At 45.4% G+C, this 13,691-nt stretch carries 17 protein-coding genes; 2 read left to right on the top strand and 15 right to left on the bottom strand.

Annotated features, from left to right (window positions below; translation table 11 throughout):
* Positions 1-199: 199 nt before the first annotated feature.
* A complete protein-coding gene (locus AC0VZ9_RS01305; RefSeq protein WP_019381237.1) occupies positions 200-583 on the bottom strand; it encodes a VOC family protein in 384 nt (127 codons plus the stop codon).
* A 113-nt stretch (positions 584-696) separates the two neighbouring features.
* Between AC0VZ9_RS01305 and AC0VZ9_RS01300 the strand changes: the two genes are divergently transcribed.
* Both AC0VZ9_RS01300 and AC0VZ9_RS01295 read left to right on the top strand, forming a co-directional pair.
* On the top strand, positions 697-1,185 hold the full coding sequence (locus tag AC0VZ9_RS01300) for an 8-oxo-dGTP diphosphatase (protein ID WP_009336328.1): 489 nt from the start codon (positions 697-699) through the stop codon (positions 1,183-1,185).
* 16 nt (positions 1,186-1,201) lie between these two features.
* Positions 1,202-1,762, top strand: a complete 561-nt coding sequence (locus AC0VZ9_RS01295; RefSeq protein ID WP_217027378.1) for a GNAT family N-acetyltransferase — start codon at positions 1,202-1,204, stop codon at positions 1,760-1,762.
* A 25-nt stretch (positions 1,763-1,787) separates the two neighbouring features.
* Here the strand turns inward: AC0VZ9_RS01295 and AC0VZ9_RS01290 are convergent, their stop codons facing one another.
* The 14 genes from AC0VZ9_RS01290 to AC0VZ9_RS01225 all read right to left on the bottom strand — a co-directional run bounded on the left by AC0VZ9_RS01290 (position 1,788) and on the right by AC0VZ9_RS01225 (position 13,630).
* The gene (locus AC0VZ9_RS01290; protein ID WP_475396974.1) at positions 1,788-2,396 is read right to left on the bottom strand and encodes a histidine phosphatase family protein; all 609 of its coding nucleotides are present in this window, start codon (positions 2,394-2,396) and stop codon (positions 1,788-1,790) included.
* Positions 2,397-2,404: 8 nt separating this feature from the next.
* The gene (locus AC0VZ9_RS01285; protein ID WP_217027376.1) at positions 2,405-3,124 is read right to left on the bottom strand and encodes an ATP-binding protein; all 720 of its coding nucleotides are present in this window, start codon (positions 3,122-3,124) and stop codon (positions 2,405-2,407) included.
* On the bottom strand, positions 3,121-3,615 hold the full coding sequence (locus AC0VZ9_RS01280) for an ECF transporter S component (protein WP_217027372.1): 495 nt from the start codon (positions 3,613-3,615) through the stop codon (positions 3,121-3,123). Before AC0VZ9_RS01280 ends, AC0VZ9_RS01285 begins: the two co-directional genes overlap by 4 nt.
* On the bottom strand, positions 3,612-4,199 hold the full coding sequence (locus AC0VZ9_RS01275) for a cob(I)yrinic acid a,c-diamide adenosyltransferase (RefSeq protein WP_009336333.1): 588 nt from the start codon (positions 4,197-4,199) through the stop codon (positions 3,612-3,614). The genes AC0VZ9_RS01280 and AC0VZ9_RS01275 overlap by 4 nt, the downstream gene beginning before the upstream one ends.
* A 15-nt stretch (positions 4,200-4,214) precedes the next feature.
* Positions 4,215-4,640, bottom strand: a complete 426-nt coding sequence (locus tag AC0VZ9_RS01270; protein WP_009336334.1) for a bifunctional adenosylcobinamide kinase/adenosylcobinamide-phosphate guanylyltransferase — start codon at positions 4,638-4,640, stop codon at positions 4,215-4,217.
* Positions 4,592-5,209 (bottom strand): histidine phosphatase family protein, encoded by a 618-nt coding sequence (locus AC0VZ9_RS01265; RefSeq protein ID WP_009336335.1) that lies wholly within the window; start codon positions 5,207-5,209, stop codon positions 4,592-4,594. Before AC0VZ9_RS01265 ends, AC0VZ9_RS01270 begins: the two co-directional genes overlap by 49 nt.
* Positions 5,167-5,958 carry an adenosylcobinamide-GDP ribazoletransferase gene (cobS, locus tag AC0VZ9_RS01260; RefSeq protein WP_009336336.1) on the bottom strand — a complete coding sequence of 264 codons (792 nt, stop codon included), beginning with the start codon at positions 5,956-5,958 and terminating at the stop codon, positions 5,167-5,169. The genes AC0VZ9_RS01265 and cobS overlap by 43 nt, the downstream gene beginning before the upstream one ends.
* A complete protein-coding gene (locus AC0VZ9_RS01255) occupies positions 5,945-7,468 on the bottom strand; it encodes a cobyric acid synthase (protein WP_009336337.1) in 1,524 nt (507 codons plus the stop codon). The genes cobS and AC0VZ9_RS01255 overlap by 14 nt, the downstream gene beginning before the upstream one ends.
* Positions 7,465-8,040: a bifunctional adenosylcobinamide kinase/adenosylcobinamide-phosphate guanylyltransferase gene (locus AC0VZ9_RS01250; protein ID WP_009336338.1), complete on the bottom strand. Its 576-nt coding sequence runs from the start codon at positions 8,038-8,040 to the stop codon at positions 7,465-7,467. Before AC0VZ9_RS01250 ends, AC0VZ9_RS01255 begins: the two co-directional genes overlap by 4 nt.
* Positions 8,022-9,098, bottom strand: coding sequence for a threonine-phosphate decarboxylase CobD (gene cobD / locus AC0VZ9_RS01245; protein ID WP_217027370.1), 1,077 nt, complete (start codon positions 9,096-9,098; stop codon positions 8,022-8,024). The genes AC0VZ9_RS01250 and cobD overlap by 19 nt, the downstream gene beginning before the upstream one ends.
* Entirely contained in the window at positions 9,073-10,038 is a 966-nt protein-coding gene (gene cbiB, locus AC0VZ9_RS01240) for an adenosylcobinamide-phosphate synthase CbiB (RefSeq protein ID WP_009336340.1), read from the bottom strand. Before cbiB ends, cobD begins: the two co-directional genes overlap by 26 nt.
* The gene (locus AC0VZ9_RS01235) at positions 10,035-11,507 is read right to left on the bottom strand and encodes an adenosylcobinamide amidohydrolase (protein ID WP_009336341.1); all 1,473 of its coding nucleotides are present in this window, start codon (positions 11,505-11,507) and stop codon (positions 10,035-10,037) included. The genes cbiB and AC0VZ9_RS01235 overlap by 4 nt, the downstream gene beginning before the upstream one ends.
* Positions 11,508-11,637: 130 nt before the next feature.
* Positions 11,638-12,690 (bottom strand): FecCD family ABC transporter permease, encoded by a 1,053-nt coding sequence (locus AC0VZ9_RS01230; protein WP_009336342.1) that lies wholly within the window; start codon positions 12,688-12,690, stop codon positions 11,638-11,640.
* The gene (locus AC0VZ9_RS01225) at positions 12,656-13,630 is read right to left on the bottom strand and encodes an ABC transporter substrate-binding protein (protein ID WP_009336343.1); all 975 of its coding nucleotides are present in this window, start codon (positions 13,628-13,630) and stop codon (positions 12,656-12,658) included. The genes AC0VZ9_RS01230 and AC0VZ9_RS01225 overlap by 35 nt, the downstream gene beginning before the upstream one ends.
* Positions 13,631-13,691: the final 61 nt, after the last annotated feature.

The following is a 13,691-nucleotide window of genomic DNA, read 5'->3' as shown; positions in this document are numbered from 1 at the left end:
ATAGTAATGACTTTGAACTCTCATCAAAGTCGGGCCGACAAAAACATATAGAATCATAACACATTTACTTATATTTACAAACCTTTATGTAAGCGCTAAAAACACTTAAAATCTATGTTTTTCTTTTGAAACCAACAGATTCCTATGCATATAAAAAATAATTTCCAACAAAAAAATGACCCTGGAGCAGAGTCAATTATTATCCTATAGGCGAACAAATCTCAATATAATGTCCATCCGGGTCTTGCACATATGCCACTTTCTGGCCCCAAGGCTTTTCAACAGGCTCGAGCAGGACAGGGACTCCGGCGGCCTTTAGCTTTTCAACTGCCGCTTCTACCTCTTCTGTGACAAAGCCCAGCTCAAATGTCTGCTCCTTTCTTAATCCATCCGGTATCGGAAGCCCGGTGACTTCCCGTCCTCCTTCTCTCGTATTAAAAGAAAGAATGGTGCTGCCTGTATCATACTCGATGTAAGTTCCAAATTCATTCCTAAGCTTCAGACCCAGCAATTCACCATAAAAATGCTTCGTTCTTTCCAGGCTTTCCGCATATAGAATGACATACCCCATCTTCAATTCCATTTATGGTCACCTCTTCAAATTTTCTAGTCATGATATGATTTCAATAAAGGAGGTATTTTCTCCTTTTAAAAGAATGTATAAACTTTGGAATCATTATTAATAGAGGTGCAGCAATGAACTGGAAAGAAATCGAACATCAGATGTACACGATGTGCATGGTTGCAGACGGAGATCAGATCCTCCTCATAAAACGCCCGGATTATAAAGGCTTCCCTGGCTATCTCGCACCAGGCGGAAAAGTAGAGTTTCCCGAGAGCATTACGGACGCAGCAAAACGCGAAGTGCTTGAGGAGACCGGGCTGCACGTCAAAAATATTATTTTTAAAGGCTGGGATGAGTACGTAAACCCCCAGATGAATGTCCGCTACATGGTATTTAATTATCTGGCAGACTCCTTTGAAGGAAGACTTCTTGCGGATCCTCCTGAAGGAGAATTGCAGTGGGTTTCGAGACAAGATGCAAGGGACCTTCCCATGCAGGATTGGTTCAAGAGAAAGCTGCCGCTTTTTTTCAAAGAAGGGACTTTTGAGATCCATTCAGTTTGGGATGAAGAGCACAACACAGAAGGAACAAGCAAGACAAGGGTTTTTACTAAGATTTAATGGAGGGGTACCCGCTATGATCGAAGATACAGCCCTAAAGGTGAAGATTCGTCCCATACAGGAAGAGGATTTGCCTATTTTATGGGACTATATTTACGGAACAGACAACCCTGAGTGGAAAAGATGGGATGCTCCCTATTTTCCTCTTGAGCATAAAGACTTTGAAACATATAAACAGGAATTCCTCCAAAAGGCAGAAGAATATCTGCCTAGCAGCATGGTAATTGCAGCGTCGGAAAAAGTAATCGGCATTGTGGGATACTACTGGGAGCATCGAGATTCTAATTGGCTTGAAGCAGGAATTGTAATTCACAATCCCGAGTATTGGAATGGGGGTTATGGAACAGAGGCTCTTACTCTGTGGGTGGACTTTCTATTTTCCTCTCTTCCGCTTGCCCGGGTAGGTATTACCACCTGGTCAGGCAACAAAAGAATGATGAAAGCCGCTGAAAAGATCGGCATGCAGCTTGAAGGTAAAATGCGGAAATGCCGGATTGTTAATGGGAAGTATTATGATAGCATCCGGATGGGCATTCTGAGGGAAGAATGGGAAGAAAAGGTCATCAATAAAAAATAGGCTCGTTCTTTAACGAGCCTAAACCTTATTCGCAGTGAGCCATGCATCCTTCTAAGAGGAATTCCTTTTTATCCTGATCGATCTGCAGGATGGTCAGGCTGGTTCCATGAATGAAGGGCGGATCCCAAATGCGTTCGACAGCAGCATTGCGGCAAAGCATATACAGAGCTTTGACAGCAACTGCATGGGTAATAATCAGCACACTGCCTTCTGATGAGGTCTTTTGCAAGTCTTCCAGAAAGGAAGCAACGCGGTTTGCCACATCATAAAAGCTTTCTCCTCCTGCACCTTCATAGGACTCCGGCCGGTTCCAATAGGCATCGAACGCAGCCGGATAAAGATCCCTTATTTCACTTTCCACTCTTCCCTGCCAATCACCAAGATCTATTTCCATAAGCCTTTCATCTGTTTCGACCGGAATCTGCCTTGTTCCTCTTACAAGCTGTGCTGTATGTAAAGTCCGTTTGCTCGGTGAAGATATCATACGCTTAAATTCTATATCCTTTATTCTTTCTCCAAGCAGCTTCGCATCACGTCTGCCTTTCTCCGTTAAATCAGAGTCCAGGCGACCCTGCATTCTTTTCGCTTTGTTCCATTCCGTTTCACCATGCCGGATGATATATAAAGTCAGCATCCCTCTTTTCATGCCTTTCTTTTCAGTATATGAAAATAACTTCCTGCCAATTTCCTGATTTCTTCCGATTTATCTTCGGAAAAAACGGCTATAAAACAAGTGGATGGGCCTGCTGATTTTTCCAAGTCCACTTCTGATTCAAGGTCCTTAACCTCAAACTCTCTATTGGAGAACATCCCGTTCAGCTCGTTCAGAATGCCTTTTGAACCTACTGGAAGCGTCTCAGTATCTTTAATGGAGTTAATGATTTTAAAAAGCTCCAGGGGTGCTGCCTCCGCCTCTCTCTCAATCAGCTCCTGGCCAACCAAAGGTGAACCAATAACCGCTATCCTTGTATCATCTGTATAAATTAGGGTCTCAGCAGGAAGCGCTCCCTGCCTTTTGCCAAGTACAGATAAACCTATTGCAGATTGAAGCAGGTTAAAATTGCTTTCTGTACTGCCGGTGATTTGCAGCTCCTTTAGACCCAATTCATCAGCCCCCTTCTTAATGCCCCGTATAAGCTGATCCCAGGCATCATTTCCGCAGAAATTCTGAAGGGCAGCAGCAAATGGCTGAGCACCTGCTGACAAACATTCCATGACAGCGACACGGAAGGAATAATACGAAACAGTCTCGTAAGGAACCTGGACAGCATCCTGTTCTTTCTCGCCGATTGCTCCGCTGTTATCACTGGCTACCACAATCATTTCTTCAGAATTAAAAGGAAGGCTTAAGACATCCCTCACTGCTCAGCACCCGCTTTGGTCATAGCCGGGCCCACAAGCTTGACAAGTCTCGGAATCGCTATATAAGCAATAACAGCATTTATCACAGAGCCTATAAAAAGAGAAGGCACAATTGCCAGGTAAAAGGCCTGGCCCATTAAAAAGATAAATGGAAGCGGGGCTGCAAAGGCATTGCCTAACACAAAAAGAATTCCCCCCAGCCAGTGCCGGCCTCTCTGATATAAAGAACTGAAAATAAAGGCTAACAGTGCCATTTCAACAGCAATCAGGAGATGAAGCGGCCCTAAAGGCATGCCGCCCAATAACGCCGACAGCAAATGTCCGATGGCAGCAACGGCCGCACCGCCATAGCCTCCAAGCAGCACGGCTGCAAGCAAAGCAGGAAATGCATCCAGTGCCACGCTTCCGATAATGGCCGGAACTTTAATCGCTGCGCCGACTGCTGTCAGTGCAACAAGCATGGCTGCCATGCCCAATCGCATGCTTTTCATTCTTTATCCTCCTTGCGCTTTCCTTCACGGAATACATTAGCACTGCGCACATACTCCACATCTTTCTGGTTAAGACGGAAATTAACCACTCTTGCCAGGGCAAAGAAGTAATCAGATAAACGATTCAGGAATTTCAGTGCCACTGCAGAGGTTTCCGGATCCGCTTTTTTTAGTGAAACCACAAGCCGCTCCGCTCTCCGGGTTACTGTCCTGGCAATATGAATGGATGCAGATGCAGGTGCTCCCCCAGGCAGAATAAACCTTTCAAGCTTTGGCGCTTCCTCAATCAATTGATCAATCTTAGTCTCCAAATAGTCTACAGATTCCTTCGTCAATTTCAGCTCCCGCTTTTTCGAAACATTTGCAAGGTCACCGCCACAGTCAAAAAGCTCATGCTGAATCTTCTCCAGATCCTCCAGGACATCCTGAAAAATGGACGGATCCAGCTGTGTCATAGCTTGCCCTACAAAACAGTTTACTTCATCCACTGTTCCGTATGCTTCAACCCTTACATCATCCTTTTCCACCCTGCCTCCGATAATGCTTGTTTTTCCCTCATCACCAGTTCGTGTATAAAGTTTCATCAGCAATTCCCCATTTCATTTTATATTTTGACTGATGCCATACCAAATCAAATCAACTCTATCTGCAGCGGCAGCGGCATCCTGAAAGGCCCAGCCTGACGCATCCCGCCACTTTCGGTCAGCTGCTTCCATTGGAACAATGCCTTTTGAAATATCAGATCCGATTAAAACGATCTTTCGATTGACAGCTGTTTTTTCCCACGCCTGCCATTTTGCCAGCATCTCCTGCCACTTGTCCCGAATCTCTTCAAACTCCAGCGCTTGGGACCATTCCTTAATCATCAGCTCGATTCCCTCATAGACGATTAGGTTTTGATCCAAATCGCCGGTCATCTCACCATGATAAGCTGAAAACCATTTATGAGGAGTATCATCCAATTGATATAATCTCTTTACCCATCGGGATTTCCCGTTAAAGGCGCCTCCTGTAATGAAGTGCATCTCTCTCCCCTCCTAAACTCTTCCCGTGTCCACCTTAGCTCATAGCCTCTTCCAAACGGAACTTGCCATTCCCAGAATTCTTTTTTCTCCGGTGCATACTTTCCAAGAAGGTATCTTATGACTCCGCCGTGTGTAATAACAGCAGCATCGCGCATATCCTTCCGGAGCAATTGATCGGTTAAATTTTGCCACCCTTTATCAACTCTTGCTGTAAATGCTGAAAAGGATTCCCCTCCGGGCACCACCCCTGAGAAAGGATCTTCCAGCCATTTTTGATAAGCCGGGGTATCTTTCAGCTCTTGATACGTCCGGCCATCCCACTCACCAAAATGCATTTCTCTCCATTCGGGACATGGTTCAATAGAATGATCCGGGAAAAGAATAGCTGCCGTCTTCATGCATCTGCCTAAATCACTTGCAAATATTCTTCTATAGTCTTGAGGCGCCGCGGCAAGCTTATCCCTATGTTCCGGACACAAAGGGGAGTCTGTCCAGCCCAGATAAGCATGGGACTTATTGGCTTCTGTCAGCCCATGACGAAGTAATGCAACAGCCACAGTATCATCCATAAAAACACCTCCGTCCCTTCCACACTGGCCCCAAGTACATCCCCTGTCATTCCGCCAAACCAGGCAATGACTTTCCTTGATAAAAATGCGAATAACAATATTGAAAAAAGAACCATGATAAGAAACCCAACAATGGCCGGGTAACCTGCCAGCCCGGCAGCTGCCGCGGCGGCCAGAAGGAAGATAGGGTAAATAGATAAGGTGGTTTTCGAAGCAGCCTGCTGAAATAATGAGCCCAGCCCCTCTGTTTTGGCTGCCTTAACTTTTATCAGCAATACCCCCATTACCATCTTGCTTAAAAATGGAATCACTGCGATTAAAAAAAAGGAATATAGATTTGATAAAAGTACAATTTCATAGATAAATAGAAAACGGGTACCCAGCAATACGATGATGGACAGCACACCGAACGCCCCCACCCGGGGATCACTCATGATTTCCAGCCGCCTCTTCTGATCGCGATAGGAGAAGAACGCATCGCTCGCATCCATCCACCCATCAAGATGAATCCCGCCGGTCAGCAAAATGCCGGCCAGCCAGACGGCAAAAGCCGCAGCCAAGAGTGAAAAAGGAGTCCATTCAAGAAAAGCATAGAGAATAAATGCGTATATGCTCCCCTGAATGAGGCCGGCTATGGGGAAGGTTCTGATTGCCTTCTCCAAATGAGGCTTATCCATCGGCAGAGACATTGGAATGGGAATGCTTGTGAAAAATTGAAGGTTGATCAATAACCCTTTAAGCCATTTCATTCTGTTTTCTCCAGCTAAAGACGATTTCCTTCAATTTTCCCCAATCAAGATGCTGAATCATATTTTCCGCCAGTTCGTTGTATTTCCTATCCTTCAAGGCTTTTATTCGGACAGGCTCCTTACTTGGAATGCCTTTTTGTTTGCGCAGGGAATTAAGCCACTCACCCCTCCATTCATCATTATGGAAGATGTGGTGCATATACGTCCCTACCAGACGGCCTTCATTTCCATAGAATCCATCTTCTTCGCCATTTTGAAGCAGAAGAAGGCGATTGCCATCAAAGTCTTCTTCAAGAACTGTTTCACCTAAATGGATTTCATATCCATCCAAGATTTCCTTTACGGGAAGGTTCGTGCTTGAATGCAAACTGCCCTTCACCTGCACCGTCTTCTTGCGTTCATGAAAAATGGTATCTGCCGGTATCAAATTCAAGCCTTTTTCCTTTTCATTAGGGTTCCCGGTATCAGAACCTGCCATATCGATTAATCTCCTGCCGAGCATCTGGTATCCTCCACAAATGCCGGCAATAGAACCTCCATCGGCAGCATAGCGCACAATCCAGTCCGCCAGACCTTTTTCCTTGAAATAGCGCAAATCGCGAATCGTGCTCTTTGTGCCGGGAATGATCACCGCATCAGGTGAGCCAGCTTCCGATAGATGCCTTACCCATCTAATGTTCACGTCATCTTCATAGTAAAACGGATCAATGTCACTGAAGTTTGAAATAAATGGCGGCCGAAGCACTGCAATGTCCAGAATGCCTCCTCCAGCCCTTGGAACAGCAGCCTGAATGGATAGGGAATCCTCTGCATCGATCATATGGTCATCCAAGTAAGGAAGAACCCCGAGGACAGGAATGCCCGTCCTTTCCTCGATCCAGCGGATGCCATCCTCAAACAGCGTGATATCTCCGCGGAATTTATTAATGATAATGCCCGCAACCCGCTGTCTTTCCTGTTTGGTGAAAAGCTCCAGGGTTCCGACAATGCTGGCAAAAACACCGCCCCTGTCAATATCGGCAACCAGGATGACAGGCACATCCGCCATTTCGGCTACTTTCATATTAACAAGCTCTTTATCTTTTAAATTAATTTCAACAGGGCTGCCAGCCCCCTCTATCACAAGCAGTTCGTATTGAGCATCAAGCAGACTCAGTGCCTCTCTGATGGTCTCCAGTCCCTTTTCATAAAAGGATTCCCGATAGCTTCTTCCTGATAGGGAATTGACTGCTTTTCCAAGGAGAATGACCTCCGCATTCTGAGCGGATTGAGGCTTAAGGAGAATAGGATTCATCCAGACAGCAGCTTCAGTTCTTGCCGCTTCAGCCTGAATGCCCTGTGCCCTGCCGATTTCATTTCCATCCTTTGTCACGTATGAATTATTGGACATATTCTGGGATTTAAAAGGAGCCGTACGGAAACCTTCATTGGAGAATGCCCGGCAAAGAGCCGTAGCAATCAGGCTTTTCCCGGCATCGGATGAAGTTCCCTGAATCATTATCCCTTTCATTCCGGTTCTCCTTTCATTTGTATGGGGATGCCAGCTTCAACAAGATAGGCTTCATCAGCCATATTTACTAAATTCCTGTGAAGCGTCCCAAGTATTTTTGAATATGTAATCACCAGTTCATTTTTGCCAATTGGCTCATTCAAGACTTCGTTGCTGACAACGATCAAGGCCCTGCATTTTTTGCGGATTTCTGTGATGGCCCTGAGAATATCAGATGATAGACTTTCCTGGAATTCTCTGTTCCGCCAAACATCTTCCGCTCTAAAAAGTTCATTATTCAAGAGAGTGGTCAAGCAATCGAAAAGAATAATGTCCTGATTGTTAAAGTTTCCCGAGATCTCTTCAAGTGCGGAAGGCTTCTCCCAGGTTGTCCAGCTCAAACCGCTCTTTTCCCGGTCATCCTGGTGCCTCTGAATCCGTACCTTCATCTCGGAATCGTACGCTTTTCCTGCAGCAATATACTGAAGCTTTCCTTCCGTCTTTATTGCCAGCCCGGCAGCAGTCCTCTCTGCAAAGGAGCTTTTTCCGCTCCGCACTCCACCGGAGATAAAAATCAGCGATCCTTCCGCCATTGCCGCATCGCCTCCATCAGCACATCGTTGTCTTTCGGCCCTTTAATCGCAAAGCGCAGCCATCTCCCTTCCAGACCTGGGAAATTCATTGTGTGCCTCGGGATAATTCCTTTCTCAAGCAAAAATCGAAAAAGAGGCAGCTGCACATCAAATCTCGGATCTCTCAACAAATAGAAATTAACTGAAGAAGGAGAAACCTCAAAATCCAATTGCTGATAAAATTGAACCAGCCTATCTCTCTCCTGCCGGATTAAATTCTTTGTCAGCCTGACATGCTCTTTGCTGTCCAGACACCATTCCCCTGCTTTTAAAGCGAGGGCATTTACACTCCAGTGCGGCTTTAGAGAAGCTGCTTCTTCAATTAACCTCTCACTTGCCATCATGTATCCAAGGCGCAGGCCCGGTATCGAAAACATCTTTGTCATGGAGCGCAGCACCACAACATTCGAATCCTTTTCTATGAAAGGAACGATTGATTGATAGTCGCAGGCAAAGTCATAAAAAGCTTCATCCATAATAAGCAGGCAGCTATGGGTATGACACTTCTCAATTAATTCCTTTACAATGGAAGATGGGTAAAAAATACCTGTCGGGTTATTTGGGTTGCAGAAGAAAACAACATCAGCGGCTTTCAGCCTTTCAGATAGCGCTTCCATATCGAGATCCCAGTCGCCAGGCTCCAGCTGATGATAGGAGACTGTACAATGATTAACCCGGCAGGCCTCTTCATATTCCGAAAAGGCCGGCTGAATAATCAGCACCCTTTTTCCGGCTATCATCCGGCCAATCAGGGTGATTAGCTCGGCGCCTCCATTTCCCACCAGAATCTGTGTTTCTTTTATTCCCTCTGCAGCCGCCAATTTGCTTTTTAATAGAGAAGATTGGGGATCCGGATAATCGCTAATAAATTGGAATAGACTGCCCCATCCTTCTTTTAACTCGCGGGGAGGACCAAGTGGATTGATATTGGCACTGAAATCAATTCGCTCCTCAGGCATTGGCTTATCAATTGCTTCATATAAATATTGCGGGTTAGATCCATGTGAAGGCCAAATCAAGGAACACCCCTCCTGTCCATAATAAAAGCAAGAATAAGAAAACCGTCTTGTTCATGATCGAAATGCTTTTTATGATATGTTCTTTTTCAAGCAGCACCATTGGCTTTCCCATCGTGGCTCGGTTAGAAATTACACCCTTATAAAAATTGATTCCTCCCAGCTGAACCCCCAGGAGGGCTGCAACAGCTGCTTCGCCCCAGCCGCTATTTGGGCTCGGGTGCTTTGGTGCATCTCTTAAAAGGATCCCCCATGCTTCCTCATATGGAGAATGCTCCGGCTTTTGTGTGAGCATGATGCAAACCGATGTCAGCCGGCTCGGGATCCAGTTTGCGATATCATCCACTTTGGCAGATGCCCACCCAAAATCTATATACCTTTCATTTCTATGGCCAACCATGGAATCGCAAGTATTAATGGCCCTGTAGATAAGGGCCATTGGAGCACCGCCAATCATGGCCCAAAATAATGGAGCTGTAATGCCATCACTGGTGTTTTCAGCCACTGTCTCCACGGCAGCCCTGACAATGCCTGGTTCATCCAATCGATCTGTATCCCTGCCGACAATGTATGAAAGCTTTAATCTTGCTTCTTCCATATCTCCTTCTGCCAGAGGCTCATAGACCTCCAGTGCTGCATCTTTTAAACTCTTTTGCGCAATGGCTGTGAAGATAAGAATGCCCTCTGCCAGAATGCCGGCAACCGGGTGAATTTCATAGAAGAGCTCTATGATTAAATAAGTTATACCTCCTGCTGCCAGCAGGACTATAAATAGCATGATGATCCCTTTTAATTTTCTATAGCGGCCTTTATTAAGAACTTGTTCAAGTTTATGTATCAGGGCACCCATCCATCTGACCGGATGCGGCCAGTTTGGCGGGTCTCCTATCAGCTTATCTATTATGCAGGCAAAGGTTAGAGCGATCAGGTGATTTAAAATCATCCCTTTATCCTTCTTTGCGATTTTTTTATTGCCTCAACAGTACATTCGTAGACACCTTTTCCGATTATTTTGCCAAGAGGTGTAATGGTGCCCGCATACTCCAGGTATTCTCCCTGCTGCGTGGCCGCAATCATAATACTGTCTGTCGATGTTCCGGTCGCTATCGTCCCTGTGACTGCATCCTTTACCTTCTGATCATATAAGGCTCTTGTCTTTGCCTCGGTTGCAGTCATAATGCATTGAATAAAGGCTTCCTCTGTCAGATTGCCATTAACGAAAACCCATGTATTGATTGTACCCGGAGTCAGATGATAAGAATGGGCTTCACTTTTCGAGGCATCAACAGCATTGCCGACACCTGCTGTCACGACCACATACACAGAAAAGGTTCCATCTTCATAAAATTTACTGCTATGATCTTCAACATATACAGCGGTCATCATCCCCACGGTTTCCCCGGGTTCTAAGCCGATCTCCCGGACAAAATCCGCCATCTCCGCTCTATGATCACTGCAATCATAATTCTTGCTCACATGCCGGTTTAGAAATATGCGATTCCAGCCGGTGCCCGATCCTGTTACACCTGATGACATGGTTTTCAGCGGAAATGGGGAGCGAAGGACAAGTAAGTCTTCCTTTACCTCAAGATAGGATCGATCAATTCGATTCACTGATTGGCTTTCTGCCTGAGAGCGTTTGGGCACCAAAACCATCTGAGGGGCCGGGACTCTTGGATGCGGCAGCTTCTCAATCTTCGTCCTATAGACCTCACGTATTCTGCCTTCTTTTAAAACCTCATTGGGAACGTGGTTAATATTGACTTCACCATTCTCAAGCAGCAGAAGGCGGTCACAGTACAGGCCGGCCAAATTCAAATCATGAAAAATGGAAATGACCGTCAGCCCGCAGTCTTTTGACCATACAGAAAGGAGATCAAGCAATTCTTTTTGATAGGACAAGTCCAGATGGTTAGTCGGTTCATCCAGCAATAATATTTCCGGCTCCTGGGCAAGGGCCTGGGCTAAAAACACCCTTTGTCTTTCGCCGCCGGATAATTGCTGAATATCATAATCCTGAAAATGGGAAATGCCTGTCTGCTCCATGACTCGATTGACCGCTTCTTCATCTTTGCCGGACCAGCTCTGGAACCACCCCTTTTGATGGGCATATCTGCCGAGGGAAACAGTTTCCTTTACCGTATAGGAAAAAGCCTGAGAGGAGTGCTGAGGCAGAACAGCAATAATTTTTGCAAGCTCTTTCGGTGTATACTGTGAAAGGTTCTTTCCTTTGATCAATATATCTCCTGACTTATGAGGCAGAATGCCGCTCAGCATCTTCAGTATCGTGGTTTTCCCGCTTCCGTTCGGACCCAGTATTCCGAAGAGCTCCCCTTTCTCCACTTCAAAGCTGATATTTTTCACAACCGGTGCACCGGCATATCCGCCAGTAACTTGCTGAACGCTTAGCATGATTAACCACTTCTTTCTGAACTAAGATATGCCTTCGGAACAGGCAAAAACCACTTGTTCCTGCAAAGAAAATCTAGGGAATCCTTCCTCCTTGAATGGGTGGACGCTTGTGCCGGACAGTTATCGAGGTTCAAAGTTTATTCTTTCTTTTAATTAAAATAATAGCAAACGCAGGTGCACCGATTATCGCTGTAATCACACCGATTGGAAGTTCGGTAGGTGCAATGATCGTCCGTGAAACCAGATCGGCAATAATAAGAAAGCCTGCACCCATCAGAATAGATAGCGGCAATAGGTGCCTATGATCCGGTCCCCATAACAGCCTGGTCAGATGAGGGATCACAAGACCGACAAATCCTATCGTTCCAGATACAGCTACAGCCGCACCAGTCAAGATAGAGCCAGCTATCAGGACCATCATCTTTCTCTTCTGAACGTCCACCCCTATATGCTGGGCCTTTTCTTCTCCGAAGCTCATGGCATTAAGCTCTTTGCTGTTCACTAAAAGAAGGATGGCACCCAGTACAAAAAACGGAATGATAATTTTAATATACGCCCACCCTCTCATGGATACACTGCCAAGAAGCCAGCCAATAATCTGTCTAAGCTCCTCTCCAGTCAGGGCAATCATCAGAGAAATCAGAGCGCCAAGAAAAGAACTGAAGATAATGCCTGTTAAAATAATCGTTTCCACTTTCATGGATCTTTCAATTTTTCTGGCAAACAGCAAAACGGCAAAAATGGTTAAAAAGGAAAATAAAATGCTGAATAACGGCAGCGTAAACATTCCTGCAAACGGAATGGATAATCCTAAGAATAATGTTAAAACAGCACCTAGTGAAGCCCCGGATGAAACCCCAATTGTATATGGATCTGCCAGCGGATTTCTTAATAAACCTTGAAAGGCGGCTCCCGCAATTGCAAGAGACGCCCCTACTAAGCCAGCCAGCAAAACGCGCGGCAGGCGAATATTCAAAATGATATTTGAATGCATAGCATCCGTGTTTCCCAATGAAATAAAAGGAAATAGCTCAGCGCTTATTACTCTGATAATCGTCATGGGGTGAACAGACACTGTTCCAATTGAAATCCCCATCAGCATGGCTAAAAGCAGGAAAGCCGCTGCTGTTAGATAAGCTAAAAATTTATTATTTAAATACGTCCGGATATACTGCTTTTGCAAGTTCCTCGACTCCTTCAATAATACGAGGGCCAGAGCGGGTTACCATATCGGAATCAACATCGGCAACATGCTTATTTTTTACTGCGGTTATATCCTGCCAGCCATCCCTTTTCATTACATTGCCAGCAGCATCCTCAGTGTAATAGCCATGAGTTGTGATGATTACATCCGGATTCCGTTCGATAATCGCTTCCGGATCCATTTTCGGCCATCCTTCTTCGGAAATGATATTTTCTGCATTGATGGCACTTAGCATTTCATCCATAAATGTTTTTGTACCTGCTGTATAGATTTCAGGAGCAGGTGAAACTTCCACGAAAACCGATTTGCGGTCTTCTTCTTTTATGCCCTGAGCTTTTGTTTTGATTTCCTCGAGCTTGCTCTTCATATCTGAAACAAGCTGCTCTGCTTCATCCTTCTCTCCCGCTGCGGTTCCAACCATTTCAATGGATTCAAAAACCTGATCAAAGCTCTTTGCATCATTGACAACAAGGACGGTCACACCTGCATCCCTTAATTGCTGAAGGCCAGCTTCGGAATTATGTGCGCTTGACGCGTGAGCAAGGACAAGATCCGGTTTTAAAGAAATAATTTTCTCGACATTAAATTCCATGCCGCCAATCTTTTCTTTTTCTGTGGCTTCGGGCGGGTAGTTATCAAAATCGGAGACTCCGACAACTTCTTCGCCAAGCCCCAATTCAAAAACAATTTCGGTGTTGCTTGGAATCATGGAAACGATTCTTTCGGGCTTGGATTCGATGACGATTTCATTATCAAGAGCATCCTTTATCGTAACAGGAAAAGCAGCCTCTTCCCCGCCAGTATTCTGCCCTTCCTCAACCTTTTTCTCTTCTTTAGGCTGTTCAGCACTCTCGCCGCAGCCTGCTAGCACTCCTGCAGCCAGAAGCATCGTTAATAAAAATGCATAAAACTTTCTCATACTCAGCAATCCTCCTAGAACTTTCGACAAAATTCGGGTGGTGTCTAACACCATCTTAAAA

The organism is Cytobacillus sp. QJM3NY_8 (assembly GCF_056173585.1).
Note: the sequence above shows the minus strand (reverse complement) of the source record. Positions and strands in the feature narration are given on the sequence as shown.

Excerpts from the sequence above, each read along its gene's own strand:
- AC0VZ9_RS01305 (WP_019381237.1), bottom strand. The coding sequence starts at position 583 with ATGGAATTGAAGATGGGGTATGTCATTCTATATGCGGAAAGCCTGGAA.
- AC0VZ9_RS01300 (WP_009336328.1), top strand. The coding sequence starts at position 697 with ATGAACTGGAAAGAAATCGAACATCAGATGTACACGATGTGCATGGTT.
- AC0VZ9_RS01295 (WP_217027378.1), top strand. The coding sequence starts at position 1,202 with ATGATCGAAGATACAGCCCTAAAGGTGAAGATTCGTCCCATACAGGAA.
- AC0VZ9_RS01290 (WP_475396974.1), bottom strand. The coding sequence starts at position 2,396 with ATGCTGACTTTATATATCATCCGGCATGGTGAAACGGAATGGAACAAA.
- AC0VZ9_RS01280 (WP_217027372.1), bottom strand. The coding sequence starts at position 3,615 with ATGAAAAGCATGCGATTGGGCATGGCAGCCATGCTTGTTGCACTGACA.
- AC0VZ9_RS01275 (WP_009336333.1), bottom strand. The coding sequence starts at position 4,199 with ATGAAACTTTATACACGAACTGGTGATGAGGGAAAAACAAGCATTATC.
- AC0VZ9_RS01270 (WP_009336334.1), bottom strand. The coding sequence starts at position 4,640 with ATGCACTTCATTACAGGAGGCGCCTTTAACGGGAAATCCCGATGGGTA.
- AC0VZ9_RS01265 (WP_009336335.1), bottom strand. The coding sequence starts at position 5,209 with ATGGATGATACTGTGGCTGTTGCATTACTTCGTCATGGGCTGACAGAA.
- cobS (WP_009336336.1), bottom strand. The coding sequence starts at position 5,958 with ATGAAATGGCTTAAAGGGTTATTGATCAACCTTCAATTTTTCACAAGC.
- AC0VZ9_RS01255 (WP_009336337.1), bottom strand. The coding sequence starts at position 7,468 with ATGAAAGGGATAATGATTCAGGGAACTTCATCCGATGCCGGGAAAAGC.
- AC0VZ9_RS01250 (WP_009336338.1), bottom strand. The coding sequence starts at position 8,040 with ATGGCGGAAGGATCGCTGATTTTTATCTCCGGTGGAGTGCGGAGCGGA.
- cbiB (WP_009336340.1), bottom strand. The coding sequence starts at position 10,038 with ATGATTTTAAATCACCTGATCGCTCTAACCTTTGCCTGCATAATAGAT.
- AC0VZ9_RS01235 (WP_009336341.1), bottom strand. The coding sequence starts at position 11,507 with ATGCTAAGCGTTCAGCAAGTTACTGGCGGATATGCCGGTGCACCGGTT.
- AC0VZ9_RS01225 (WP_009336343.1), bottom strand. The coding sequence starts at position 13,630 with ATGAGAAAGTTTTATGCATTTTTATTAACGATGCTTCTGGCTGCAGGA.